Below are 26,835 nucleotides of genomic sequence, written 5' to 3'. Positions count from 1 at the left end.
AATATGTTATCTGGATGTTATTTTTGGCGTAAAAAAGCGCCCGAGGGGGGAAATCGGGCGCGTGAGAAAGGGGGATTAACCGGCGAAGGTCAGGCCGCGTTTCCCTGAGCAAGTGGCGCCAGCGCCGCCGGTAATTTGCTTAACTCCTGCACCAGGGAATCTCTGCTGATTTCACCGATCGTTTTCGCTCCTGTGAGCGTCATCGCCACCTTCATCTCTTTTTCGATCAGGTTGAGCAGATTCGCCACCCCTGCCTGGCCCGCCGTCGCCAGCGCATACAGATACGCGCGCCCCAGCAGCACGCTGTCGGCGCCCAGCGCAATCATGCGCACCACGTCCAGCCCGTTGCGGATGCCGCTGTCGGCCAGGATCGCAATATCGCCTTTCACCGCATCGGCGATGGCCGGCAGGGCGCGTGCGGAAGAGAGCACCCCGTCAAGCTGGCGTCCGCCGTGGTTAGAGACCACAATCCCGTCTGCGCCAAAGCGTACCGCGTCGCGGGCATCCTCCGGGTCAAGGATCCCTTTGATCACCATCGGGCCGTCCCAGAATTCGCGGATCCACTCCAGGTCTTTCCACGAGATCGACGGATCGAAGTTGTTCGCCAGCCAGCCGATGTAATCTTCCAGCCCGGTCGGTTTACCGAGGTATGCCGAGATATTGCCCAGATCGTGCGGACGACCGTTCAGGCCGACATCCCACGCCCACTGCGGGTGAGTAACCGCCTGCCAGTAGCGGCGGAGCGCAGCATTCGGGCCGCTCATGCCTGAGTGGGCATCACGATAGCGCGCGCCGGGAGTCGGCATATCGACGGTAAAGACCAGCGTGGAGCAGCCCGCCGCTTTGGCGCGCTCGAGCGCGTTGCGCATAAAGCCGCGATCGCGCAGGACGTATAGCTGGAACCACATCGGGCGCTTGATGGTCGGGGCGACCTCTTCAATCGGGCAGACGGACACGGTGGAGAGGGTAAACGGAATGCCTTTGGCATCCGCCGCCGCGGCCGCCTGCACTTCGCCACGGCGGGCATACATGCCGCACAGGCCCACAGGCGCGAGCGCGACGGGCATGGAAAGCGTTTCGTTAAACAGCTTTGTCTCAAGGCTCAGGTCAGACATATTCTTCAGCACGCGCTGGCGCAGAGCCACCTCCGACAAGTCTTCCACGTTGCGGCGCAGGGTGTATTCGGCATACGCCCCGCCGTCGATGTAGTGGAACAGGAACGGGGGCAAAATGCGCTGCGCTGCGGCGCGATAGTCACTGGCTGCTGAAATAATCATGCTTTGTTCTCCCTGGAAATATCACTGTCGCCAGGCAGACGGGTAATACGCGCCTGTCGGGCCTGGTCTTCATCGAATCGTTTAATGGTGGTGTGCACGAAACCGAGATGCGCCATCATCGCTTTGCGCGCGGCCTCGGCATCACCGGCCAGAATGGCGTTGAGCACCGCCTCGTGCTGTTCGGTCAGCCGGGCAAACACCGGCGGAACCAGATACATGCGCTGGCGGCTCTGTTTAACGGAGGATTGCAGCAGGTCGAAGAACCCGCGCATGGTCTGGAGCAGCACCACATTGTGCGACGCCTCGGCAATCGCCAGGTGAAAACGGACATCCGCCTGGGAGGCGATATCCGGGTCGCTGCTCTGCGTGGCCTCAAAGCAGGCGATGAGTTTCTCTTTGTCGGCGTCGGTTGCCCGCATGGCCGCGTGCCAGGCGGTACTGGTTTCGATAGCGTGACGCGCTTCAAGGATGTCGAAGCTGTAGTCCGGGTCGTTCTCCATCAGCGTCTTCAGCGGCTGCACGATGCTTTGCTCGGACCAGTCGTCATGCTGCCAGCGTACAAAGGTGCCGCCGCCGCGACGGCTCACCAGCACCCCTTCGCTAACCAGCGTCGCCAGCGCCTCGCGCAGAGAATTGCGCGACACGCCAAGCTGGGCGGCGAGCTGGCGTTCGGCGGGCAACTTCATGCCCGCTTCTAGCTGTTGTTCTTCAATCAGCGCCCGCACGCGAGAGGCAATCTCGTCGGACAGGCGTCTGGGCATTACTATCATGGGATCATCCAGGTTAAGACATAGGCCTGCAGGGTGGTGATCACCCCAACCATGCAGGTGAATATCAGGCTGTGTTTCACGGTAAAGCGGAACAGATCCGACTCTTTACCGACCAGTCCCACCGCCGCACAGGCAATGGCGATGGATTGTGGAGAGATCATTTTTCCGGTCACGCCGCCGGTGGTATTCGCGGCCACCAGCAGGACGTCCGACACGCCAATCTGCTGGGCCGCCGTTGCCTGCAGCGCGGCGAACAGGGCGTTAGACGAGGTATCGGAACCGGTCAGGAACACCCCCAGCCAGCCGAGGAACGGCGAGAAGAAGGTGAAGGCGTGGCTGGTATGGGCCAGCGCCAGCGCCAGCGTCGATGACAGGCCGGAGTAGTTCGAGATAAACGCGAACGCCAGCACCATGCCGATGGAGTAAATCGGCAGCATCAGCTCTTTAACGGTCGCGGCAAAGGTCTGCACCGCAGCCGCAGGCTTCATGCGCAGCCATACTACGGAAAGAATAGCGGCAAACAGGATGGCGGTACCGGTGGCGGAGAACCAGTCGAATTTATAGACCGCGGCATACGGCGTGGCAGCGTGCACCACCGGCGGCATACGGGCGACCATCTTGTCGAGGAACGGTACGGAAATATTAATCACCATGTCGTACAGCGCCCCACCCGGCGCGAACAGGGCTTTAAACGGCGGGATGCTCCACAGGGTGACCGTTGCGGTCAGGAACAGGAACGGCGACCAGGCGCGGATCACCTGTCCTGCCGTATAGCCCGTGCGCGCCAGGGTCTGATCAACCTGCGAGGCGCCCATGTCGGTGAAGCGGAAAATACGCACCGGCTGCCAGCGTTTCAGGAACAGCGTCAGACAGACCAGCGACACCAGCGAAGAGATGATGTCCGGCAGCTCCGGGCCGAGGAAGTTCGAGCTGAGGTATTGAGCGATAGCGAACGAACCGCCCGCCACCATCACCGCTGGCCAGGTCTCCTTCACGCCGCGCCAGCCGTCCATAATCGCCATGATCCAGAACAGGACGATAATGGTCAGGAAGGGCAGCTGGCGGCCAACCATCTGGCCGATCTCGAAGCTGTCCAGCCCGGTGACCTGTCCGGCCACCAGAATCGGAATACCCATCGCACCAAACGCAACCGGCGCGGTGTTCACAATCAGGCACAGACCCGCGGCATAGAGCGGGTTAAAGCCCAGACCGACCAGCAGCGCGGCGGTGATCGCCACCGGTGCGCCAAAGCCTGCCGCGCCTTCCAGAAACGCCCCGAAGGAGAAGCCGACAATCAGCATCTGCAGGCGCTGGTCCGGCGTGATGGAAAGAATCGACGAACGGATTATGTCGAACTGCCCGGTTTTCACCGAGATTTTATAGACAAACACCGCCGCGATGATGATCCACGCAATCGGCCACAGGCCGTAGAAGAAACCGTAGACGACGGAGGCCAGCGCGCGATCGACCGGCATTTTATAGAAGAACAGCGCAACCATCAGGGCGATAGCAACGGTATACGTCGCGGCGAGGTAGCCCTTCAGCTTGAGCTTAATCAGCGCAAAGAAGAAGAACAGGATCGGAAGCGATGCGATCAGGCTCGACAGCCAGATATTACCGGCCGGGTCGTAGTTTTGTTGCCAGAGGCTCATGCAGGTCTCCTGGGGACCAGACAGCCTGCGCTGCGGGTGAGTCTCCGCTCAACTCTGCGTCACAGGTTGTGTAAAAGTGGTCCTGCCAATGTTGTGTTGTAGGGTTAATGACAATGAATGGTTAACCAAATGTTATGGTTAGGCAATGGGTTTGTGAGCGGAAATAATGGAATTGTGAACGGGGGAAGAAAGAAAAGGGGGATTGGTTGGGCCAATTTGAAGCTGGGGCTCCACAGTATGATAGTGGGCCCCGCAGAAGAGTTAATCGAATTTCAGGAATTAGACAGCATTTTGAATAGAAGCGGTCTCCCCGATGACTATCAAACCATCTTGTTGCTTAAGACGGTTATCTTTAATCTCCAGCTCAATAACATCGGAGATCACTTTTCGAAGAACACTACTGGTTGATTTAAAACCAAGCATCCTTGAGACAGATGTAATGATTTCATCTTCAGTTGCTCCAAGGCTTGCGCTAACGATGCCAAATATACCCGAAGCGATTTCTATAGGTGCGATCAGTTCTGGTTTACGCAAGCTTGCAGACAAGACGTTCTGTCTGTTGCGGAGTCGAATCGTTACTTCCTTGTGTATGAAAAATTCATGTTCCTTATAAATATTACCTTTCCTGCAGGCAATTTGAGCAGCATGACTAACAACGCTTTCTATCCGTGCACCAGCCCGTTGTAATCCCCATGCGGAGCGAAGACGAGTTATTACCTCGTTAATATGGATAGGAGATTCTGTGAAGACTATTTTTTCAACCATGTCAGCAAGTATGCCGATTGGTGTTTCATGTAAAGCATATGAAAGATTGGCTTCGGGCTGTGCTTCTTCATAACTCACAGACTGGTCATTAGCGGAATCAGTTCTATCAAAACCAACCTCAATAACGTCTTCTCGTTCAACTGCCACGATATCAATAGAAACAGCTCGGGAACGCCCGTGTGTATGTTCTGCTCTGCTATTCAGTTCTGCTTTTGCATTATCAATAGCATCAATAACTTTTTGCAATTGTTCCTCTGGTCTTTGGAACCAATCCGTACTCCAGATTCGGTGTATTATCCAACCATGATCTTCAAGTACGGCCTGACGTAAACGATCACGCTCTCGGGCAGACCGAGAGGAATGATAAGCACTGCCATCACATTCGATCCCGAGAAGATAACGTCCCGGTAATTCAGGATCGGCAATTGCTAGATCGATAAAGAAGCCAGCAATTCCTACTTGCGGGTGTACTTGATAGCCTCGGTTCTGAAGTGCTGAGGCGACTTGTTCTTCAAATACGCTATCCATCGGACGCCCGGAAACTTTGGACATTGATAAGCGTCCTGTACGGGCATATTGAAGGAATAGTTTGAACGCTATTACGCCAACACCTTTCGCTCGCTCAAGATCAATATCTTCATCGGTGATCGATGCAAAAACCTCACATCGACGTTTTGCACGGCTAATCAGCACATTCAGCCGTCGCTCACCACCTTGCGAACCCAGAGGGCCAAATCGCATTGCCAGATAGCCTTGTTTATTACGCGCATACCCTACAGAGATCATGATGACATCACGTTCATCACCTTGGATATTTTCCAGGTTTTTAATGAAGAATGGCTCTCCTGGATGGGAATTAAAGAAATCCTCATATTGAGGATTTAAACGGCGAAGAACCTCTAATTCATCCTGAATAGCCTTACGTTGTGAAACCGAGAATGTTGCGACTCCCAGTGACAATTCGGGATTCTGCTGTACATGCTCAAGAATTGCGGTAGCAATTCTTTTTGCCTCAATAGGGTTGGCATTACCTGCACCTGATTCGAAAACACCGTTTTCAACATAATGGAATCGCAAGCCCATACCCGCCTCTTCAGTGTATGGGCTTGGTACTATAAACAATTTGTTTTCGTAGAACTGACTATTAGAAACCGCAATAAGCGACTGGTGTCGACTACGGTAATGCCAGCGGAGCATTCGCTGTGGCAAGCCTCTGGCAACAAACAATCCAAGTATGCTTTCGATATCTGCTACTTGCGTCGAATCTTCATCCCCATCATCGTTACTGGCTTCAGTCATGCGAGAGAAGAAACTGGTTGGCGGCAATTGCCTTTCGTCCCCGACAACAACAACTTGCTGACAGCGCGCAATTGCACCTATGGCATCGACAGGCTGAATCTGGCTGGCTTCGTCCATAACGAGCAAATCAAATTTTTGCTTACCTGGGATCAAGAATTGTGCGACAGAGAGTGGGCTCATCATCATGACCGGTTTGATTGCCTGAATTGCCGGGCCCGCTTTAAGCATCAATTGGCGAATAGGCATATGGCCTCTTTTCCTCGCCATTTCGGCACGCAGGACTCCAACCGGACCTGCAGCTCCGATTTTTGAAGGAATACGACGATGGTGTGCCCGAGCGACCTCAATACTTGAGCTCTTTATACGGCGTAAATCCATTTCGGCAAAGTACTGCACTTTTCGGTTATGAAGTTCACCGTCGAAGCGGGAAAGAGACGGTGTCTCTTTAGCCATTAAACTGAACAGCGATTCATAGTAGGTATATTCGACCGAGCTATAACAAGTTGATAATGGTAAGCGCCCATCCTCAAGCCGTTCTACAACTTCTGAGAGTCCCAAATTATTTGCCTGGTTGCGCCGATGTTGCCAGGCAACCCATTTAGACAGTTGTTCGGCATTTTCAGTCCAGGAGGTTAGTTTTTGCAGGACACTATCGATACGTAAATGCTGATTATCCAAATGGAAGAATTCGTCGGTGGACGATTCGAGTTCGTTGGCCAGATTTTCAAGTTCGTTAATGATAGAGACACGTGTCGCTGAAAGTTGATTAGCGGAGTTCAGTAACTCACCACGATCGTTTACTGTCGCGCATATGAAGCGTAAGTCACCGTGTTTTTCAATCCATGTACAATCGCTAACGATATTTTGCCAGTTGGACAGTGTACCTCGCCATGCACTACCCAATGCTGCGCTTCCCAATTCGTATTGGGATTCGATGGCCTTCTTTTGATATTGCAATGCGATAATCTTCTTGACCAGCGCCAGACGTTCACCAGGGCGATCTGCCGGATCTTTAAACACCTGTTGTGATGTTGAATCTATACGACTAAGTTTTTGAGCCATAGCTTCAACATAGCTTAATGGAACACGCTTAATAGAATAATGATTATCAAACCAGGATTCTGCAGTTGCGCCAAAAGCCTTCCAAAGTTGTTTCAGTTCAATATCGGCTTGATTAAGAAGCTGCTCCAGTTTCTGGCTAAAGTGCCTCAACGTTTCACGATCAGACAGTTGGCTCGCCAGTAAACGTGCTTCTGAACCAACATCTTTAAGCGTTGCCATCCATTCTACTAATGCCTTCAGAGCACTGCTGTCACTGTTTTCACCACGCCAATGTGAGCCAAACGCACTGTTCCCAAACTCGCTAGCGTTGGCGATGTTTTTTCGTAGCGCTTGCGCCTGAATAACCTTATCCAAAAGCTCAATTTGCTGCTGAATAGGTTGATTTGTATTTCGAATGAGGGATTGAGCAAGTGCACGTGAACGACGCCATTCGCTGTTCAGTATTTTGAACATCCCAGTATGTATCGCAAGGTTATGGCGAATTTGTGTGAGTTCGGTATCCCAAATGGTCTCCGAAACATGGGGATCGATTTTCTGACGCAAAGAATGTAAATCAGCGATTGAATTGACCAACTCTCTGGCTTGTTCGACACCATGCTCCCATACGGAAGCGACAAAAGCTTGCGGGCTCGCATCGGGGGCATCAGCTACGCGTATGCTGAGTTCAATCAGATTATTGATTTCCTGAGATGAACGATACAGAGATTCAGTACCAAGCTCTTTCGTCAGAAGGGCCACTGTTAATTGAATTTGCGGTAATAGTGGTAGTAATGCTCTGGCAGCTGAGAAGGCATCTGGCAAAAGATCCTCTGGGACTGTTTGCAGTTCATCTCGGAATTCAAGTAGAGGGGTATCAAACTGTTCATCATGAAGCTGGTCTTTGATTTCCTCGAAATTATTTTGATACGTTGTACCCTGCTCAATTAGACTTTTTATTTCGTAAAGAGAGTTAGACCAGACAGGATTAACTAGTGCAGCTTCCTCTAACTCAGGTGCCTGATTTATGAGGTTAGCAATCTGAAAAATTTTGTCCGCCTCGTTGAAAAGTACTGGTTCAGGTATTATTCCAACTCGTACAGCTAAAGTCGCTATAGTGTTTTGAAAGTCATGTACTTTGTGTAACAACGTAGTAATTTTTGGCATCAGGCGATCGAGTTCACCCGGTAAAACGGATTCTCGTTTGACACCATTCCAGGGATGATTATGGGGTAGCCCAATATTCTCAATTCGTTCAATAAGCTCTTTAACGAGATCCAGTCGTTTTATCAGATCGTTATTACTCCATTCATCGAAGCCATGAAGAATGAAGTCCGTAGGTGTTTGTTCATTTTGACGCAATCTTACCAATTGCCCAATCACCTGATAAGGGCTCAAACCCGAAGGTGTATAGACTTTGTGGAGGCGCGCTGGGTGGGCATTCAGGGAGTCACGAGCTTCGGTTAAGTTCTCAATTAATTCATCAGGAAATTCACCGCGGGGTGAACCTAAATCCCATACTCGCTTCAACTCCTCGAGTAAAAGTCGTTTATTGGCCTTGTTGCTATGAAGTTCTAAACAGGCATCACCGACTCCTGTTTGGTCGAGACGGCGTTTGACGACTTCAAGAGCTGCCATTTTTTCTGCAACAAAAAGTACTGTTTTTCCATCCGCGATAGCCGACGCAATAATATTGGCTATTGTCTGTGACTTACCCGTGCCAGGAGGTCCTTGTATGACAAGGTTTTTACCTCTCCTTACTTCATGGATCGCCAGCGTTTGAGAGCTATCGCTATCCATAATATGAAGCATATCTTTAGGCGTGATAAGGTGGTCTATAGAGCTGTCCTCTGAAAGTAGTCCGTCGCTTTCATCAAACCCTTCTTCCATGAGGGCGCGAATAAGATATTTTGATGTAATAGCTTCATCATCGGGCCAGTTTGCAGGATCGAGATCTCGATACATCAAAAATTTAGAAAATGAGAACAAACCAAGGATGATGTCATTTGTTATAACTTCCCAGTCTGTTTTCAATGCTATTGATTGCTGTACAGCTTCAAAGTAACTACTTATGTTAATTTCATCATCATCAGATTGCATCACAGGTAATGTGATCTGATGTACGCGTTCAAGGAATGCTTCCAAAGAGAGGTTAGGAATGATGTCTTCTGAACGTGCTTTTAGTTTAAATCTTTCTCCAGCACTACCGCGTTCCAGGCTTACTGGCACTAGTATCAGAGGAGCATAACGGACATTCTCTTTATTGGTGGGATCTACCCACTTCAATGTACCCAGTGCCAGGAAAAGAATGTTTGCGCCTTGCTCCTCTTCAAGCGTTTTGGAGTCGTGGTACAAATCAAGTAATCGAGTTTGCAACCCTTTAGGGGTTAAACGAGTCTGCAGTTTAGTATCAAGATGCTGCGATTTTATTTCGGTGTTTGTTTCATCAAATTGATAAATAAAAGCTTTTTCGTCAGAAAGACCATCTTCAGTCTCCTGATCGTCTTCTTTACCTGATTTACCATGCAAAAATGTGAACGTTTTTTTTTCATTAAACAGAAGGTTGTAGACCAGTTCAGAACGTTCATCAATCACTTCCAGGAAACGTGTATTCTTCGATCGCGGAATGTTGAGTAATCGGTTTCTTGCGCCTAAATCCAGAAGTTCAGCCCTGGCTTTTTCAAGTTTTTGTTCTAAAGAAAGGGCGCTGTTTTGAAAGGTAGAGCTCTCAGTAGAATTCATAAAATTTATAACCTAATGCAATGACATACCATCATGCCAAAGAAATATATTATATTTCAATGACGTGCCGTGTGTATTAGTTAGATCTAAAGGAATGAATGTCCACTTTACTCTTAAGAATGAGAATTGTGAACCTGCAGATTTTACTCTTGCTTGTTTACATTTACGGGCAGTAACCCTGTTGTTTTGGACAATAAAAAACCCAATACATTCTTCCAATGAATATATTGGGCTAGGTTGTATAAAATTTTACTTAGATTAAGTATCAGAACGCGGTCTTACAAAAACCCGTCATCTCTTTCAGGCCCATTTCGCGGCCAAGCTCGGTCATCGGGTGTACCACCACCAGACCGCGGACGCTTTTCTTCAGCTTGCCCATGTCGGCCTGTTCTTTTTTGGTGATCGCTCGGCGGTGCGGCATGTTCATCAGCTTCTGCGCTTCTTTGCTCAGCTTCTGGCCTTTCACTTCGCGCAGGCGCTCGATTTCTGTTTCCAGCGTGGCGGCTTCTTTTTCCAGCTCGGCGTACTTCTCGGCGGAATCGACCAGTGACAGGCCAGCCATCTGGTGGCGGATCAGATCCAGGCGATCGCTCAGGCGTTTAATTTCGTTCTTTTCGACTTCTTTCATGACAAATAACTCTGAAAACGGGGAATTTAGAGGGAAGGATACACCAATGTGAGCAGGCTTACTTCTGAAACGCTTTTTTTAAGCTGATTCGGGAAATCAGCTCAGTCAGGGAGAGAACCATCGTGGAACGGACAACCTGTTGATAACGCAGCTTTTGCATCGCGTAGAGCTCAGGGTCGCTGTTATCAAAATGGGGCGCAGGGGGCAGCGCGGTGACGCAGTGCAGCTCGCCGAAGGGCCCCAGGATCTCATCATCGGTAAAGGTATACTCGTTACCGTCATGATTGAGTTCTTCGCGCAGCGCCATTAACAGCTCCGCATCTTCATACTCCTGCCGGTTCAGAACGCCAAGACCATAAATTAGCTTCAGACGCACGGATAGATCGCCCAGCGGTCCGTCTCCGTCCAGTAACGGTTCTACAGCATACTTTACCGCGTAGTCGTCTTTGCGAAACACCTGAAGCACCAGGATATTCACCGCCTCGGTTAACAGCTCGACGGCGGCAATCAGGAAGCTTCGTACGGTTTTGCCAGCATTCAGACGCTCAAGCACACGATTTTCAAAGGCCTGGGTTTGTTCCATTATTGCCTGCATATCTGACAATCTATTATTTGGGCGCAGGTTAACCTGCGCCGCACTGTGCATCATTTGGTTGCGTTGTATGCGTTAACCGCCTCCACAACCACGTCGCTGTTGGCGTCCAGACCGGAAATCTGCGCCAGCGCAGCCTGCGCGCCTTTGTCATCAATCAGCTGAGCCAGTTCCTGCGCCTGTGGGTCCTGCTCGCTGCGGTAGTGCATCGCGGCGGCAATCCCTTTCACCAGGTTGGCGTGCGGCAGGCCGTATTCCAGCGTGCCCAGCAGCGGCTTAATCAGACGGTCGCCCGCGCTCAGTTTGCGCAGAGGCTGACGGCCCACGCGCTCAACGTCATCTTTCAGATACGGATTTTCAAAGCGACCGAGGATTTTCTGGATGTATGCTGCGTGTTTATCAGCATCAAAACCGTAGCGTTTGATCAGCACCGCGCCGCTCTCTTCCATTGCCCCTTTTACCACCGCGCGGATCTTCTCATCGAGGATCGCATCACGAATGGTCTGATGACCGGCCAATTTTCCGAGGTACGCGGTTATAGCATGCCCGGTGTTCAGCGTGAAGAGTTTGCGTTCGACAAATGCCATCAGGTTATCGGTTAATTCCATTCCCGGAATGGTCGGCAGGGCGCCTTTAAACTGGGTTTTATCAACGATCCACTCGCTGAAGGTTTCCACAGTCACTTCCAACGGGTCGTTGGTGGCGGATTCAGACGGCGGAACGATGCGATCCACGGCGGAATCCACAAACCCGACGTGCGCTTCAACCCAGGCTTTGTCTTCATCTGCTACAGCGTTGAGCACGTGGCCTTTCAGCTGCGTGGTGCCGCGCACCATGTTTTCACAGGCGATGATGTTCAGCGGGGTGTCGATGCCCTGCGCTTTACGTTTTGCCAGGCCTTTCGCAACCGCAGGGGCGATACGCTCAAGAACGACCGGACCCACGGCCGTGGTGACCAGATCGACGCTGGCGATCAGGTCGATAACGTCTTCCCCGATGCTGCTGACCGCGTTGACGCCGGATACCGTCTCAACCTGCTCGTTTTCACCGACTACATGGACCTGATAGCTATGACGCGCATTCAGGGCATCCAGGACCACCTGATTCACATCGGCGAATGTCAGCGTAATGCCCGCGTCTGCCAGCAGTTTACCGATAAAACCACGACCGATGTTACCTGCGCCAAAATGTAATGCTTTCATAGATTTAACCTTCATCAATGTTTTTACCCGAGAGGGCTGGGGTGAGGAACGTTTCCCCTCACCCTAGCCCTCTCCCCAGAGGGGAGAGGGAAGAGGACTTATTTATTAAGAAGTGCCAGGACTTCTTCCACGCTGGTAGTGCTCGCCAGACGCGCAATGACAGACTCATCGTCCAGCGCGTTGGTCAGGCTGGTAATCACCTGAATGTGCTCGTTGTTGCGAGCGGCGATACCAATCACCAGACGGGCGATGTCGTCTTCTTCTTCACCGAAGCGCACGCCCTGCGGATACTGACAGAATACGACGCCGGTTTTCAGGACGCGATCTTTCGCTTCAACCGTACCGTGCGGCACCGCGATGGATTCGCCCAGGTAGGTTGGCGTCAGTTTTTCGCGTTCCAGCATCGCGTCAACATATTCAGGCTGAACGTAGCCTCCTTTCACCAGCTGCTCGCCGGCAAAGCGAATCGCTTCTTCTTTGGTTGCCGCTGTGCGACCGAGGAAGATGTTTTCCGCACCCAGTTTGAACAGGTGGGCGTTGCTCTCGTCAAAGCTGTCCTGCAGGCTTGAGCGCACTTTCACTTCGTTGTCTTCGTGACGCTGCGCCGCAACCAGACGTTCGGTCAGGCTGGTGTACAGGCCGCTGTCGAGGAAGTTAGTCAGCGAAATGTGCTGTGCCTGCGGTACCTGGCGCATGGCGCGTTCAGTCAGGTCGCGGTGCGTGATGACCAGGTCAACGTCCGGCGGCAGGCTGTTAATGGCGCTGTTGGTGACGGAGATGTTGGTCAGGCCCGCATCCTGCACTTTCTTACGCAGCACGCCTGCACCCATTGCGCTGGAACCCATACCGGCGTCACAGGCAACGATGATTTTACGCACGTGGCTCAGGTCGTTAGAGACATCACCAGCCGCCAGCGGGGTCGCGCCTTTGGATTCGGCTTTCATGTCGTGCATACGACGGGTCGCCGCTTCGATATCGTCGTCTTCTTTCACTTTACTGGTTTTCAGCAGGATAGAAGAGACCACGAAGGAGACCGCCATTGCCGCACAGATGGCCGCGATGTTCGCGAAGTACGCCCCTTTTGGCGTCATCGCCAGCACCGCCAGGATAGAACCCGGAGAGGCTGGAGACACCAGACCGCCGCCCAGCACGCTCAGGGTGAACACGCCGGTCATACCGCCAAGGATAACGGCCAGGATCAGACGTGGGTTCATCAGCACGTACGGGAAGTAAATTTCGTGAATACCGCCCAGGAAGTGAATGATTGCCGCACCGCCAGCAGACTGCTTAGCGCTGCCGCGACCAAAGAACATGTACGCCAGCAGAACGCCCATACCCGGACCCGGGTTAGCTTCAATCAGGAAGAAGATGGATTTGCCGAGATCGTGAGACTGCTGAATACCCAGCGGCGAGAAGATGCCGTGGTTGATGGCGTTGTTCAGGAACAGGATTTTCGCCGGTTCAACGAAGATAGACGCCAGCGGCAGCATGTCGTGCGCAACCATGAAGTTAACGCCTGCCGCCAGAATTTTGGACAGCACTTCAACCGCAGGGCCAATGCCGAGGAACGCCAGAATCGCGAGGATCATCCCGATGATGCCCGCAGAGAAGTTGTTCACCAGCATTTCGAAGCCGGATTTGATCTTACCATCAACCCAGACGTCGAATTTCTTAATCGCCCAGCCGCCAAGAGGACCGGCAATCATTGCTCCGAGGAACATCGGCATATCCGCACCGACGATAACACCCATGGTCGTGATAGCGCCCACTACGCCACCACGGTCACCGCCCACCAGACGACCACCGGTGAAACCGATGAGCAGCGGCAGGAGATAGGTAATCATTGGGCCAACAAGTTTCGCCAGCGTTTCGTTAGGCAACCACCCTGTCGGAATGAACAATGCAGTGATGATACCCCACGCGATAAACGCGCCGATATTTGGCATCACCATGTTGCTGAGGAAACGACCAAAGCTTTGAACTTTGATCTTGAAATCGGATGACATAAAACACCCCTTCTTCTGTTTACGCTTAGGCTTGCGGCCCGAGGTTTATTGTTAATGAGGCGGCAGAGGTAGCCGGGCCCTGTTCTGATGCTGTGAAATCTGGCACTGAATCGTTCAACTGTCCAGACAGCGAAAATTTGTGTGACGCATGTCACGTAAAGATAGGGGGGGTGGATGTCAATGAGGTGATCCTGGTCACAAAAAAGGTGGGCAAAAAAAATACGATGGCGAGAAATACGGCAAAAACCATCCTTTTTTGTGATGGTTGTCACGCTTTGGTTTTGTGTGTTTGTTTCTGGATTGTGACTGATTTCACAAAATATTTTTATGCAGATTTCTCCGGCTGTGATCGGCGGCAAACTCTGTTTAGCGATTCGGCGTCAGGATGGCATAGCGCGACACGTTAAGCTAAAAAACCACTTTTGATGTGTGGTATGGCGAAAAGTTAAAACGTGGATTACGCTAATATTGTAAGGTTAAGTATATTATTATTCAGGATATATTTTGACACGCTTATAAACTTGCACGGAGATATTATAAAAACCGATACTCCCCGGCTCTGAAATAACCAGCATACCTTATGTATTTCAAAATAAATTAATTAGGTTGCGTACTGTTTTATTAATTCAATGAGTTGACGTTGTTTAAGTGAGGAGAATATGTTTCTCAACTATTTTGCGCTGGGCGTATTGATTTTTGTATTTCTGGTTCTGTTTTATGGAATCATCGCCATCCATGACATTCCTTATAATATGGCCAAAAAGCGTAACCATCCGCATGCCGATGCGATTCATACGGCAGGCTGGATTAGCCTGTTTACGCTCCATGCCATCTGGCCGTTCCTGTGGATATGGGCCACGCTATACCGTGAAGATCGCGGCTGGGGGATGCAAAACCACATCACCAAGCCTGATGAGGTTCCGGGCATGGATGCGCTGGCCAAACGCGTGGCAGAATTAGAACAAAAGCTGGCCGCGGTAAAGCCTGCTGCTGATAATAACACGCTGGAGCGCTAATCATGGATCTGTTGATTATTTTGACCTACGTGGCATTTGCCTAGGCCATCTTTAAAATATTCCGCATTCCGGTAAACCAGTGGACGCTTGCCACCGCAACATTAGGCGGGGTGTTTATTGTTGCCGGACTTATTCTGTTAATGAACTATAACCATCCGTACACCTTTACGGCGCAAAAAGCGGTTATTTCTATTCCGATTACGCCGCAGGTTACCGGGGTGGTTAGTGAAGTGACCGATAAAAATAACCAGCTCATTAAAAAAGGCGAAGTGTTATTTAAACTGGATCCGGGCCGCTATCAGGCGCGCGTCGACAGACTCCAGGCCGACCTGGTGACCGCGACGCATAATATCGACAATCTTAAAGCGTAGCTGGCGGAAGCCGTCGCCAATACGACGCGCGTTTCCGCAGAGCGTGACCGCCTGTATAAAGATTATCAGCGCTACCTGAAAGGCAGCCAGGCGAAGGTGAATCCGTTCTCTGAAAGCGATATCGACAACGCGCGGCAGAACTATCTCGCGCAGGATGCGCTGGTAAAAGGCTCCGTTGCTGAACAGACGCAAATTCAAAGCCAGCTGGACAGCATGGTGAACGGCGAACAGTCGCAGATTGCCTCCTTACGCGCGCAGCTTGCCGAAGCCAAATACAACCTGGATCAGACCGTGGTCCGTGCGCCAAGCGATGGTTACATCACCCAGGTGCTGATTCGTCCGGGGACCTATGCCGCCGCGCTGCCTTTGCGTCCGGTGATGGTCTTCATTCCTGAACAGAAGCGTCAGATCGTGGCCCAGTTCCGCCAGAACTCGCTGTTGCGTCTGAAGCCGGGCGATGAAGCGGAAGTGGTGTTTAACGCACTCCCGGGTCAGGTGTTTACCGGTAAGCTCACCAGCGTTCTGCCAGTAGTGCCAGGCGGGTCTTATCAGGCACAGGGTGCGCTGCAGGCACTGACAGTCGTGCCGGGTACGGATGGCGTACAGGCGTTGATTGAGCTGGAGCCTAACGCCGATGTCGATGCCCTGCCAGACGGTATCTATGCCCAGGTGGCGGTCTACTCGGACCATTTCGCCCACGTCTCGGTGATGCGTAAAGTATTGCTGCGCATGACCAGCTGGATGCACTACCTCTATCTCGATCACTAATCCTTCCGGGGCAGGAATGCGACACGCAAACCTGCCCTTTTTTCATCGCTTGATCCATACTGACTTTTTTCCGGCATCAAGGATCAGGCAATGAAACTCATCGGTAGCTACACCAGTCCCTTCGTGCGAAAGATCTCGATTCTCCTGCTGGAGAAAGGGATTGAATTTGAATTCATCAATGAACAGCCCTACAACGCTGAAAACGGCGTCGCGCAGTACAACCCGCTGGGGAAAGTCCCGGCGCTGGTGACGGACCAGGGCGAATACTGGTTCGATTCCCCGATTATTGCGGAGTATATCGAGCTGCTGGGCGTTGCCCCGGCAATGCTGCCGGCTGACCCAAAAGCGGCGCTGGCAGTGAAGCAAATTGAAGCCCTGGCCGATGGCATTATGGATGCGGCGTTAACCTCCGTGCGTGAACAGGCAAGGCCCGCCGCCCAGCAGTCGGAAACGGAACTGTTACGCCAGCGGGAAAAAATCAGCCGCAGCCTGGACAGGTGCGAACAGCTTATCCGGGAAGGAAAGATTCAAACCGACAGCCTGAACCTGGCAACCATCGCCATCGCCTGCGCCATCGGCTATCTCAACTTCCGCCGGGTTTCTCCTGGCTGGTGCGTCGACCGTCCGCTGCTGGTGAAACTTGCAGACACGCTTTTTAGCCGCGAGAGCTTTGCCCGTACCGAACCGCCAAAGGCTTGACGCGGGTTATAACACTTCGGCGTCGGAGGTTGTACAATCCCTACACATGTTAACTCCCTCTCCCGTCGGGAGGGGGGAAGATATTTACTCGCCAGGCGCCTTCATGACTACTCATCATTCGCTGTACAGCCAGATCCCCGCTACCGACCGTCTCCTTCGCGAGCCCCGCATTCATGCTGCCGTTGAGCGTTTTGGCCATACCGCGACGGTGGAGATGTTACGCCTGCTTCAGGACGAAGCCCGATGCGCTATTCAGTCAGAAAACGCCTTGCCCGAATGGTGCGCGGCGTGGGAGCAGGAAGTTGAGCACCGGCTGGATGAGAAAGCGCAAAGCGCGTTACGCCCGGTGATTAACCTGACCGGTACCGTCCTGCATACCAACCTGGGACGCGCGCAGCAGGCGGAAGAGGCTATCGCGGCGGTTGTTCAGGCCATGCGGGCGCCCGTGACGCTGGAGTACGATCTGGACGGCGCCGGACGCGGGCATCGTGACCGGGCGCTGGCGGACCTGCTGTGCCAGCTGACCGGCGCGGAAGATGCCTGCATTGTGAATAACAACGCCGCAGCGGTGCTGCTGATGCTGGCGGCCACCGCCAGCGGCAAAGAAGTGGTGGTTTCCCGCGGCGAGCTGGTGGAGATTGGCGGGGCGTTTCGTATTCCGGACGTGATGCGCCAGGCGGGCTGCACGCTGCATGAGGTGGGCACTACCAACCGCACCCATGCGAAAGATTATCGCGCGGCGGTGAATGAAAATACCGCCCTGCTGATGAAGGTTCACACCAGCAATTATCATATTGAAGGCTTCACCAAAACGGTTGAAGAGGGCGAGCTGGCGGCGATTGGCCGCGAACTGAATATTCCGGTGATTGCCGATCTCGGCAGCGGCTCGCTGGTGGATCTGAGCCTTTATGGGCTGCCGAAAGAGCCGATGCCGCAAGAGATGATTGCCGCAGGCGTCAGCCTGGTCAGCTTTTCCGGCGACAAGCTGCTTGGCGGGCCGCAGGCCGGGATTATCGTCGGCAAGCGCGAGCTGATTGCGCAGCTCCAGCAGCATCCGCTCAAGCGCGCCCTGCGAGCCGATAAAATGACGCTGGCCGCGCTGGAGGCGACGCTGCGGCTCTATCTCCATCCGGAGAAACTGGCCGACCGCCTGCCCACGCTGCGTCTGTTAACCCGCGATGCCGCTTCGATTCGCGCCCAGGCCGAATTACTGCTGCCGCGCATTGCCCCGTGCTACCCCGATTTTGATGTTCGCATTGAACCCTGCCAGTCGCAGATTGGCAGCGGTTCGCTGCCGGTGGACAGGCTGCCGAGTGAAGCGCTCACGTTCACCCCGCGTGACGGGCGCGGCAGCCACCTTGAAGCCCTGTCGTCGCGCTGGCGTGGCCTGCCCGCGCCGGTTATCGGGCGGATTTACGATGGCCGAATGTGGCTGGATCTGCGCTGCCTTGAAGATGAAGAGCGATTTCTGGAGATGTTGTTGAAATGATTATTGCCACCGCCGGTCACGTCGACCACGGAAAAACCACGCTACTGCAGGCGATTACCGGCATAAACGCCGACCGCCTGCCGGAAGAGAAAAAGCGCGGCATGACCATCGATCTGGGCTATGCCTACTGGCCCCAGCCTGACGGTCGCGTACTGGGTTTTATTGATGTTCCGGGGCATGAAAAGTTTCTGTCCAACATGCTGGCGGGCGTGGGGGGCATCGATCATGCCCTGCTGGTGGTGGCCTGTGATGATGGCGTCATGGCGCAAACCCGTGAGCACCTGGCGATCCTGCAGCTGACCGGCAACCCGCAGCTGACCGTGGCGCTGACCAAAGCCGATCGCGTGGATGACGCACGCGTCAGCGAAGTGCGCGAAACGGTACAGGCGACCTTGCGGGAGTATGGTTTTGCCGATGCTCCGCTTTTTGTCACCGTGGCGACAGAAGGGCGCGGTATCGATGAACTTCGCCACCACTTACGGCAGCTTTCGTCGCGTGACCACGCCAGCCACCACCGCTTCCGTCTGGCGATTGACCGGGCGTTTACCGTGAAAGGCGCGGGGCTGGTGGTGACCGGTACGGCGCTGGGCGGTGAAGTGAACGTAGGTGATACGCTCTGGCTGACGGGCGTTAACAAGGCGATGCGCGTGCGAGGCTTACATGCGCAAAACCAGCCCGCGGAGCGCGCTCATGCCGGGCAGCGGATCGCGCTGAACATTGCCGGGGATGCGGAAAAAGAGCAGCTTAACCGCGGCGACTGGCTGCTGGCCGATGCCCCACCTGAGCCGTCTGAACGCGTCATTGTTTGCCTGCAGACAAACGTGCCCCTGACCCAATGGCAGCCGCTGCATATTCACCACGCGGCCAGCCATATCACCGGACGCGTGTCGCTGCTGGAAAACGACCTTGCCGAACTGGTATTCGATTCACCGCTCTGGCTCGCAGACAACGATCGTCTGGTTCTGCGTGATATTTCCGCGCGGGAAACGCTTGCCGGGGCGCGGGTGGTCGCGCTGAATCCACCGCGACGCGGCAAGCGTAAACCTGAATATCTGCAGTGGCTGGCTGCTCTGGCGCAGGCCAGCGATGATAACGCCGCGCTGCGGGTGCATCTTGAGCGCGGTGCGGTGAGCCTGCGTGATTTTGCATGGGCACGCCAGCTGAGCGAGGAAGGGTTACGCCTGCTGGCCCAGCAGCCGGGCTTTATTCAGGCTGGAAACAGTCTGCTAAACGCCCCGGTTGCTGCGAACTGGCAGCGTAAGATACTGAGCACGCTCGCAACGTACCATGAACAGCATCAGGATGAGCCTGGCCCGGGCCGTGAGCGTCTGCGGCGCATGGCGCTGCCGATGGAAGACGATGCGCTGGTGCTGCTGCTGATTGAAAACATGCGCGAAAGCGGGGCGATCAAAAGCCATCACGGCTGGCTGCATCTGCCGGATCACAAGGCCGGGTTTACCGCAGAGCAAGAAGCGGTATGGCAAAAAGTGGCCTCGCTGTTTGGCGATGAGCCGTGGTGGGTTCGCGATCTGGCCCGCGAAACGAATACCGACGAGCAGGTAATGCGTCAGGTATTGCGCCATGCGGCGCAGCAGGGGCTGATAGTCGCGATCGTGAAAGATCGTTATTACCGTAACGATCGCATTGTGGCGTTTGCGAACCTGATCCGCGAGCTGGATCAGGAGCGGGGCTCTACCTGCGCAGCCGATTTCCGCGATCGGCTGAACGTGGGCCGCAAGCTGGCGATACAGATCCTGGAATATTTCAACCGTATCGGCTTTACCCGCCGTCGGGGTAATGACCATCTGCTTCGTGACGCGCAGCTATTTCCCTGAGCGCTACGTGTGGCGGGAGAGTTTTTGCTTTGCCAGCCATACCGCGCCCAGTCTTCCTGCCTGGTTACCCAGCTCGCAGGGCAGAATGGGCACCTTGAGGGCATCCCACTCCTCGAATTGCTCCAGGTACTTATCGAGCAGGAGATAGATTTTCTCCTGCTCGCTTACCCCTCCGCCAATCAGCACTGCCTGTGGATCGAACATCGAGATCACGCTATAAACGCCGCGCGAGAGAAAATGCGCCCAGGCTTCAATAGCTTCGCGCAGATGCACGTCGCTCTCCATACGTTTAAACAGCTCCTTGCCGTCAGGCATTTCTTCTTCTGAAACGGCCAGCGCGCGGCGGCAGGCTTTCATCAGGCCGCTGGCAGACGCAACCTCGTGCATCGGTTCGCCCTGGTCCCCCACGGGCAGCACGCCAAATTCGCCGGCGCGGTAATGCGACCCGCGATAGAGATCGCCTTCCATCACAATCCCGCCACCAATGCCCGTGCCGATGGTGATACAGACGAAATGCTCGTAATCCTTACCCGCGCCCTGCCAGCGCTCGCCCAGCGCCGCACAGTTGGCGTCGTTTTCCACGGTGACGGGAAGATCGGTCAGATCGGCGAAGAGTTCGCACAGGTTTTCGCTGTCGAGATAGTCGAGCGCGCCCGCTTTAGCCGCTTCGCCGCTATGGTGCTTAATATGGCCGGGAAAGCTCACGCCGATACCGACGATATCGTATTCGCCCTGATACGTTTCAACTACCGCTTTCCACTTCTTTTTGAAGGTGTTTTTATCCTCAGGGGTATCGTACTCGTCTGTCGTCAGCTCCTTGCCATTTTCATCAATCACGCCGTGCTTGATATGGGTTCCGCCTACGTCAAAACCGATAAATAGCTGCATCGCATCGTTCCTTATGAGCTCTTGACTTGTTAAGTATGGCTCAGTGGCAGAAACGAAACGTAAAGTACGGTAATCCGTGATACGGCTCGTAAACCCGCCACCCACTGGCGAGAAAAACGCCAGCCGGAACTACCCTTGTTGTACACCAACAGCAAGGAGACGGTCATGACAAACAATCCTCCCTCATCGCGTATCCAGCCCGGCGAGTATGGTTTTCCCCTCAAGCTGAAGCCTCGTTATGACAACTTTATTGGCGGCGACTGGGTAGCTCCCGTCGACGGCGAATACTATTCCAACCTGACCCCCGTAACCGGCCAGCCGCTGTGCGAAATAGCCAGCTCCGGCAAGCGCGATATCGATCTGGCGCTGGATGCGGCGCACAAAGCGAAAGATAAATGGGGCCATACCTCAGTTCAGGACCGCGCGGCTATTTTGTTCAAAATCGCTGACCGGATGGAGCAGAATCTGGAGCTGCTGGCGACAGCGGAAACCTGGGATAACGGCAAGCCGATCCGGGAAACGATGGCGGCAGACGTGCCGCTGGCCATCGACCACTTCCGCTATTTTGCCTCCTGCATTCGCGCTCAGGAGGGCGGAATAAGCGAGGTAGACAGCGACACCGTGGCGTATCATTTCCACGAACCGCTGGGCGTCGTCGGGCAAATCATTCCGTGGAACTTCCCGCTGCTGATGGCGAGCTGGAAAATGGCGCCCGCGCTGGCGGCTGGCAACTGCATTGTGCTGAAACCCGCGCGTCTGACCCCGCTCTCGGTACTGCTGCTGATGGAAATCGTTGGCGACCTTCTGCCGCCGGGCGTGATTAACGTGGTCAACGGTGCGGGCGGTGAGATAGGGGAATATTTGGCCACCTCAAAACGTATCGCCAAAGTGGCGTTTACCGGGTCGACGGAAGTGGGCCAGCAGATTATGCAGTACGCCACGCAGAACATCATTCCGGTGACCCTGGAGCTGGGCGGGAAATCCCCGAACATCTTCTTCGCGGACGTGATGGAGGAAGAGGATGCCTTCTTTGATAAAGCCCTGGAAGGGTTTGCGCTGTTTGCGTTTAACCAGGGCGAAGTCTGCACCTGCCCAAGCCGCGCGCTGGTGCAGGAGTCCATCTATGAGCGCTTTATGGAGCGGGCCATTCGCCGCGTAGAGTCTATCCGCAGCGGTAACCCGCTCGATAACGTCACGCAGATGGGGGCGCAAGTCTCGCACGGACAGCTGGAAACCATCCTCAACTACATCGATATCGGCAAGAAAGAGGGGGCGGATATTCTGACCAGCGGTCGCCGTAAGGTGCTCGGTGGGGATCTGCAGGAAGAGTATTACCTGGAGCCAACGATCCTGTTCGGTCAGAACAACATGCGCGTCTTCCAGGAGGAAATTTTCGGACCGGTACTGGCCGTGACCACCTTCAAAACGATGGAGGAGGCGCTGGAGATTGCCAACGACACGCCGTATGGCCTGGGTGCGGGCGTCTGGAGCCGCAACGGTAATCTGGCCTATAAAATGGGCAGAGGTATTCAGGCCGGGCGCGTCTGGACCAACTGCTACCACGCCTATCCTGCCCACGCTGCATTTGGCGGTTATAAGCAATCGGGTATCGGGCGTGAAACCCACAAGATGATGCTGGAGCATTATCAGCAAACGAAATGTTTGCTGGTCAGCTACTCCGATAAACCGCTGGGGCTGTTCTAATCGCCCAGCTCAGGCCGTCCATGGGCGGCCTGAGCAATTTGCTGGCGCAGGCAGTTCAGAACGCCATCCAGAACGTATTGCACGCGCCAGGGCTGGTATTCGCGTTTGCGGAAGATGGCCGTCAGATCGAGCCACCACTCTTCCTGATGCGGGAAGCAGGGAACCAGCATCCCTTGCGTTAATTCTTTTTTCAGACTCTCTTTTGGCGCAAAAACAATCCCAAGATTATTTCTTGCCAGCTCCAGGGCCGTCTGCGTATTGTCGCAAATATAATTACCGGTCACCCGGTAGTCATGCACGCTATCACTGCCGTGCACGCGGAAACGCCAGATATTTGCATCATCGACCAGCATGGAGTCAATGAGAATACAGGAATGATTAATTAAATCTTCAGGTCCCTTTAAGGGGTGTTTATTTAAATACTCAACGGTTGCGAATGCCGTAACAGAATATTTTGTCAAAACGCTGGCGACCAGGCTTTCATCTTTCGGCTGCGCATAGGTAATTAAAATATCGCAGTCATCTGGAAACGAAACACCTTCCGCAAATTCATTGCGATCCAGATTGTACGTTTTCAGGGATATGCGGATGTCACCGATATCATTGATTTTGTGGATCACATGCCGCGACAGATAGGTCACGATACCCGTAGGGGCGTAAATCGTGACTTTTCCGCGTTTTTCATGCTTGTAATCCGCAATGAAATTAACAAGTTGAGTATTTTTATCCAGCGTGGCGTTAACATAGGGAAGTAACGCTTCACCGAACTGAGTAAGCGCCAGTTGACGTGTGGTGCGTTCAAAAACCTTGAGTCCAACCCGTGTTTCAAAATCAGACAGATATTTGCTGACGTTGGCCTGCGCCATGCCCAGCAGGGCGGCGGCATCACCAATGCTGCGAGTTGCGGCGATGACGGATATGATTTTTAATTCGCGTGGCTTCAGCTGTAAATTACTCATCCTGCACACCCATCTATATGATTTTATATATAATATTATATAAACCACAGCGTTGCATTGGCAAATTTGTAACCATTATTATGCGCCTCGCTTGTTTGGCATTTTAATGGATTACATGTAATGACTATTAAATACAATTTACTCATCGCGGCCACGTTATTTGCAACATCCTCAGCAATGGCCGGTGACTTTTCACTAGGAGCGGGGGCTGTATTTAATGAGTCTCCTTACAAAGGCTATAACGAAAATACGACCGCAGTACCGTTAATTAGTTACGAAGGCGACAACTTTTATGTTCGCCAGACCACGGGCGGATGGATCCTGTGGAAAGACGCAAAAAATGAACTCAGCCTGACCGCATCGTGGATGCCGCTGCATTTCGATCCAGATGACAACGACGACCATCAGATGAAACAGCTTGATGAGCGTAAAGCCTCTGCCTTCCTCGGCGGCGCGTACTACCGCCACGAAAGCTGGGGTTCTCTGAAAGTGGCGGTCTCTGGTGATGCCACGGATGAAAGCGGCGGTATGATCGGCGAGGTTTCTTACTTCCGTCCAATCAGGATGGAACGCCTGACCCTGACGCCCTCTGTCGGTATTTTCTATAGCGACGAAAGCTATAACGACTACTACTACGGCGTATCCGGCAGCGAGTCTCGCCGCTCAGGTCTGGATGAATACACCGCCGGTGACAGCTGGACGCCATACGTTGGCCTGGCGGCCAAATATCAGTTAACCCAGAAGCTGTATCTCAACGCCAGCGCGGTCTACACCGTATTGCCTGACGACTTGAAGAACAGCCCGATGATCGACCGCGACGACAGCTTCGCGCTGATGACCGGCCTGACCTGGCGTTTCTGATGCGTTAAAGCCGGGTGGCGGCTTCGCCTTACCCGGCCTACATGGACTGCCATCGCAGTTTTACGTAGGCCCGAGCAAGCGAAGCGCCGCCGGGCATATTTGATAATACCAATCTCCCGTTTTCCCTTCCCGTCATGACTTCCTCATTAATATTCCTGATACGCTAATGCGATCTGCGCCATCAATAAAGGTGTGCATCATGTGTATCATTCTTAAAGAAAATTAAATCTGGCACTCTCGCCCGTATTTGGCGACGGGTGGGAATTAAGCACGGATATCAGGAGTCGTTATGTTTTATCCGGCTTACATTCATTCTGATTCCGACGGTAGCGCCAGCGGCTATCTCAAAAGAACTGGATTTTAACGTGCGCGAGGCGTAACAGATGAACCGATTTATCGTGGCGGATGCGGAAAAATGCATTGGGTGCCGCACCTGCGAAGTGGCCTGCGCGGTGTCGCATCAGGACGCCGTCTCCGCTCATGCCTTTACGCCCCGCCTTCGGGTGGTTAAGGGGGACGACTACACAACGGCAGTGGGTTGCCATCAGTGCGAGGATGCGCCGTGTGCTAACGTCTGTCCAACCCATGCTATCAGCCGTACGGCGGGAGCCTGGCTCGTTGAGCAGACGCGCTGCATTGGGTGCAAAAGCTGTATGGTGGCGTGTCCGTTCGGGGCGATGCAGGTGCGCCTGGAGGGAAATAGGGCGCAGGCGCTGAAATGTGATTTATGCCTGCATCGCGAAGGCGGACCGGCCTGCGTGGAGGCCTGTCCAACCCACGCGTTGCGATGCGTTGATCCTGCCAGACTACGCGCCGAACGGCTGCATAATCTGGCGTAAGAACTTACTGACCGTCTTCGCGCCAGGCTTTTTCAATTTCTTCGGCGAGAATTTTAACACCCGCTTCGATTTTTTCCGGATCGGGCACGTAGTTCATGCGCATGCACTGGTGTGTATGCGGCCACGGCTTATCCAGCCCCGGGAAGAAATAATCGCCTGGTACCATCAGCACGCCGCGCTTTTTCAGGCGCTGGTAGAGCAGTTCGGTGGTGATAGGCAAATCCTTAAACCACAGCCACAGGAAAATCGCCCCTTCAGGTTTATGGATCAGGCAGCGTTCTTCCGGCAGGTAGCGGCGAAGTATCGCAATCGTCTCCTGAACGCGCTGGTAATAGAATGGCTTGATCACGTCATTGGACAGACGCAGCAGGTCGTTGCGCTTAATCATTTCGCACATCATCGCCGGGCCAATGCCGCCCGGTGAAAGGCTGATAATGCCGTTCATATTGGTTATGGCGGTGATGATTTTCTCGTTGGCGATGATGATGCCGCAGCGGCTGCCCGGCAGACCCAGCTTAGAGAGGCTCATGCACAGGACAATGTTCGGGTTCCACAGCGGACGCGCTTCGCTGAAGATAATGCCCGGGAACGGCACGCCGTAGGCGTTATCGATCACCAGCGGAATGCCGTGCTGATTCGCCAGCGCATCCAGCTTCATCAGTTCGTCGTCGGTGATCACGTTGCCCGTTGGGTTAGTCGGGCGCGATACGCAGATCATGCCCGTCTCTTCACCAATATGCAGGTGTTCAAAATCGACGTGATATTTGAACTGGCCTTCCGGCAGCAGCTCGATGTTCGGGCGCGCGGAGACGAACAGATCCTCTTCCAGGCCGGAATCGGCGTAGCCGATATACTCCGGCGCCAGCGGGAACAGCACTTTTTTGGTGGTGCCGTCGGCGCGACGCCCTGCGAACAGATTAAACAAGTAGAAAAACGCGCTCTGGCTGCCGTTTGTCAGTGCAATATTCTGTGGTTCGATATCCCAACCCAGCTCGTCACGCAGCATTTCGGCGAGGAGTGTCAGCAGTTCAGTTTTCCCCTGCGGGCCGTCGTAATTGCAAAGCGCATCGGTTGCTTTGCCGCTTTCCAGCATCTGAGCGAGCAGCGTCTGGAAATAGGTATTCATCTCCGGAATTTGAGCCGGGTTTCCGCCGCCGAGCATGATTGCGCCCGGTGTGCGCAGCCCGTCGTTGAGGTCCTCCATCAGGCGAGTAATGCCTGAATGGCGGGTAAATTTGTCGCCGAAAAGTGAAAACGTCATAGCAGGTGATCTGTCGAGCTTATTTTGAAAGTGGGTAACCATAACGCTAGCACCGTGCTGGTGCAAATCGGGTGATGTGGTCGGATTTGTTGTTTTGTATGGCGGAATTGGATTTATACAGTGAATAGTTCTGGTGGATTTTGCCTCACTCCGACCCTCTTCCAAGAGGGAGAA

The 26,835-nt window shown here is 53.6% G+C and carries 18 protein-coding genes and 1 pseudogene; 8 read left to right on the top strand and 11 right to left on the bottom strand.

Annotation, left to right across the window (positions count from 1 at the left end; genetic code table 11):
- Positions 1 to 89: 89 nt before the first annotated feature.
- The 8 genes from lldD to AC1VYI_RS23610 form a co-directional block, all read right to left on the bottom strand.
- On the bottom strand, positions 90 to 1,277 hold the full coding sequence (lldD, locus tag AC1VYI_RS23645; RefSeq protein ID WP_023309918.1) for a quinone-dependent L-lactate dehydrogenase: 1,188 nt from the start codon (positions 1,275 to 1,277) through the stop codon (positions 90 to 92).
- Entirely contained in the window at positions 1,274 to 2,047 is a 774-nt protein-coding gene (gene lldR / locus AC1VYI_RS23640; RefSeq protein WP_134866950.1) for a transcriptional regulator LldR, read from the bottom strand. Before lldR ends, lldD begins: the two co-directional genes overlap by 4 nt.
- On the bottom strand, positions 2,044 to 3,699 hold the full coding sequence (lldP, locus tag AC1VYI_RS23635) for an L-lactate permease (RefSeq protein WP_134866949.1): 1,656 nt from the start codon (positions 3,697 to 3,699) through the stop codon (positions 2,044 to 2,046). Before lldP ends, lldR begins: the two co-directional genes overlap by 4 nt.
- 279 nt (positions 3,700 to 3,978) lie before the next feature.
- Positions 3,979 to 9,543 (bottom strand): DUF3320 domain-containing protein, encoded by a 5,565-nt coding sequence (locus AC1VYI_RS23630; RefSeq protein WP_482882989.1) that lies wholly within the window; start codon positions 9,541 to 9,543, stop codon positions 3,979 to 3,981.
- A 265-nt stretch (positions 9,544 to 9,808) separates the two neighbouring features.
- Complete coding sequence (locus AC1VYI_RS23625; RefSeq protein WP_010436679.1) at positions 9,809 to 10,171, bottom strand: YibL family ribosome-associated protein; 363 nt, start codon at positions 10,169 to 10,171, stop codon at positions 9,809 to 9,811.
- Between the two features lie 58 nt (positions 10,172 to 10,229).
- A complete protein-coding gene (mtlR, locus tag AC1VYI_RS23620) occupies positions 10,230 to 10,820 on the bottom strand; it encodes a mannitol operon repressor MtlR (RefSeq protein WP_023309920.1) in 591 nt (196 codons plus the stop codon).
- Positions 10,817 to 11,965, bottom strand: coding sequence for a mannitol-1-phosphate 5-dehydrogenase (mtlD, locus tag AC1VYI_RS23615; protein WP_023309921.1), 1,149 nt, complete (start codon positions 11,963 to 11,965; stop codon positions 10,817 to 10,819). Before mtlD ends, mtlR begins: the two co-directional genes overlap by 4 nt.
- A gap of 98 nt (positions 11,966 to 12,063) precedes the next feature.
- On the bottom strand, positions 12,064 to 13,971 hold the full coding sequence (locus tag AC1VYI_RS23610; protein WP_023309922.1) for a PTS mannitol transporter subunit IICBA: 1,908 nt from the start codon (positions 13,969 to 13,971) through the stop codon (positions 12,064 to 12,066).
- 659 nt (positions 13,972 to 14,630) lie between these two features.
- Here AC1VYI_RS23610 and AC1VYI_RS23605 point away from each other — a divergent pair.
- The 5 genes and pseudogenes from AC1VYI_RS23605 to selB all read left to right on the top strand — a co-directional run bounded on the left by AC1VYI_RS23605 (position 14,631) and on the right by selB (position 20,149).
- Positions 14,631 to 14,987, top strand: coding sequence for a DUF3302 domain-containing protein (locus AC1VYI_RS23605; RefSeq protein ID WP_045400278.1), 357 nt, complete (start codon positions 14,631 to 14,633; stop codon positions 14,985 to 14,987).
- Positions 14,988 to 15,034: 47 nt separating this feature from the next.
- Positions 15,035 to 16,126 (top strand): annotated as a pseudogene (locus AC1VYI_RS23600) (HlyD family secretion protein).
- A gap of 90 nt (positions 16,127 to 16,216) precedes the next feature.
- Positions 16,217 to 16,825 (top strand): glutathione S-transferase, encoded by a 609-nt coding sequence (locus AC1VYI_RS23595; protein WP_134866946.1) that lies wholly within the window; start codon positions 16,217 to 16,219, stop codon positions 16,823 to 16,825.
- A 103-nt stretch (positions 16,826 to 16,928) separates the two neighbouring features.
- Positions 16,929 to 18,314 carry an L-seryl-tRNA(Sec) selenium transferase gene (selA, locus tag AC1VYI_RS23590; protein ID WP_063408573.1) on the top strand — a complete coding sequence of 462 codons (1,386 nt, stop codon included), beginning with the start codon at positions 16,929 to 16,931 and terminating at the stop codon, positions 18,312 to 18,314.
- Entirely contained in the window at positions 18,311 to 20,149 is a 1,839-nt protein-coding gene (gene selB / locus AC1VYI_RS23585) for a selenocysteine-specific translation elongation factor (RefSeq protein WP_134866945.1), read from the top strand. Before selA ends, selB begins: the two co-directional genes overlap by 4 nt.
- A gap of 3 nt (positions 20,150 to 20,152) precedes the next feature.
- Here the strand turns inward: selB and AC1VYI_RS23580 are convergent, their stop codons facing one another.
- Positions 20,153 to 21,037, bottom strand: coding sequence for an ROK family protein (locus tag AC1VYI_RS23580; protein ID WP_134866944.1), 885 nt, complete (start codon positions 21,035 to 21,037; stop codon positions 20,153 to 20,155).
- 165 nt (positions 21,038 to 21,202) lie between these two features.
- Between AC1VYI_RS23580 and aldB the strand changes: the two genes are divergently transcribed.
- Positions 21,203 to 22,741, top strand: a complete 1,539-nt coding sequence (gene aldB / locus AC1VYI_RS23575; protein WP_134866943.1) for an aldehyde dehydrogenase AldB — start codon at positions 21,203 to 21,205, stop codon at positions 22,739 to 22,741.
- Here the strand turns inward: aldB and AC1VYI_RS23570 are convergent.
- On the bottom strand, positions 22,738 to 23,700 hold the full coding sequence (locus tag AC1VYI_RS23570; protein ID WP_023309929.1) for a LysR family transcriptional regulator: 963 nt from the start codon (positions 23,698 to 23,700) through the stop codon (positions 22,738 to 22,740). The two genes, aldB and AC1VYI_RS23570, sit on opposite strands and share 4 nt — an antisense overlap.
- A gap of 120 nt (positions 23,701 to 23,820) precedes the next feature.
- Here AC1VYI_RS23570 and AC1VYI_RS23565 point away from each other — a divergent pair, with 120 nt between their 5' ends.
- Both AC1VYI_RS23565 and AC1VYI_RS23560 read left to right on the top strand, forming a co-directional pair.
- A complete protein-coding gene (locus tag AC1VYI_RS23565; protein WP_134866942.1) occupies positions 23,821 to 24,561 on the top strand; it encodes a MipA/OmpV family protein in 741 nt (246 codons plus the stop codon).
- Positions 24,562 to 24,944: 383 nt separating this feature from the next.
- On the top strand, positions 24,945 to 25,400 hold the full coding sequence (locus tag AC1VYI_RS23560; RefSeq protein ID WP_071845511.1) for a 4Fe-4S dicluster domain-containing protein: 456 nt from the start codon (positions 24,945 to 24,947) through the stop codon (positions 25,398 to 25,400).
- A gap of 4 nt (positions 25,401 to 25,404) precedes the next feature.
- Here AC1VYI_RS23560 and avtA read toward each other — a convergent pair whose 3' ends face one another.
- Positions 25,405 to 26,661 (bottom strand): valine--pyruvate transaminase, encoded by a 1,257-nt coding sequence (gene avtA, locus AC1VYI_RS23555; protein WP_196350887.1) that lies wholly within the window; start codon positions 26,659 to 26,661, stop codon positions 25,405 to 25,407.
- Between the last annotated feature and the right edge of the window lie 174 nt (positions 26,662 to 26,835).

The organism is Enterobacter sp. QK-SA4 (assembly GCF_056856775.1).
This window is presented reverse-complemented; position numbering and strand designations above follow the sequence as displayed.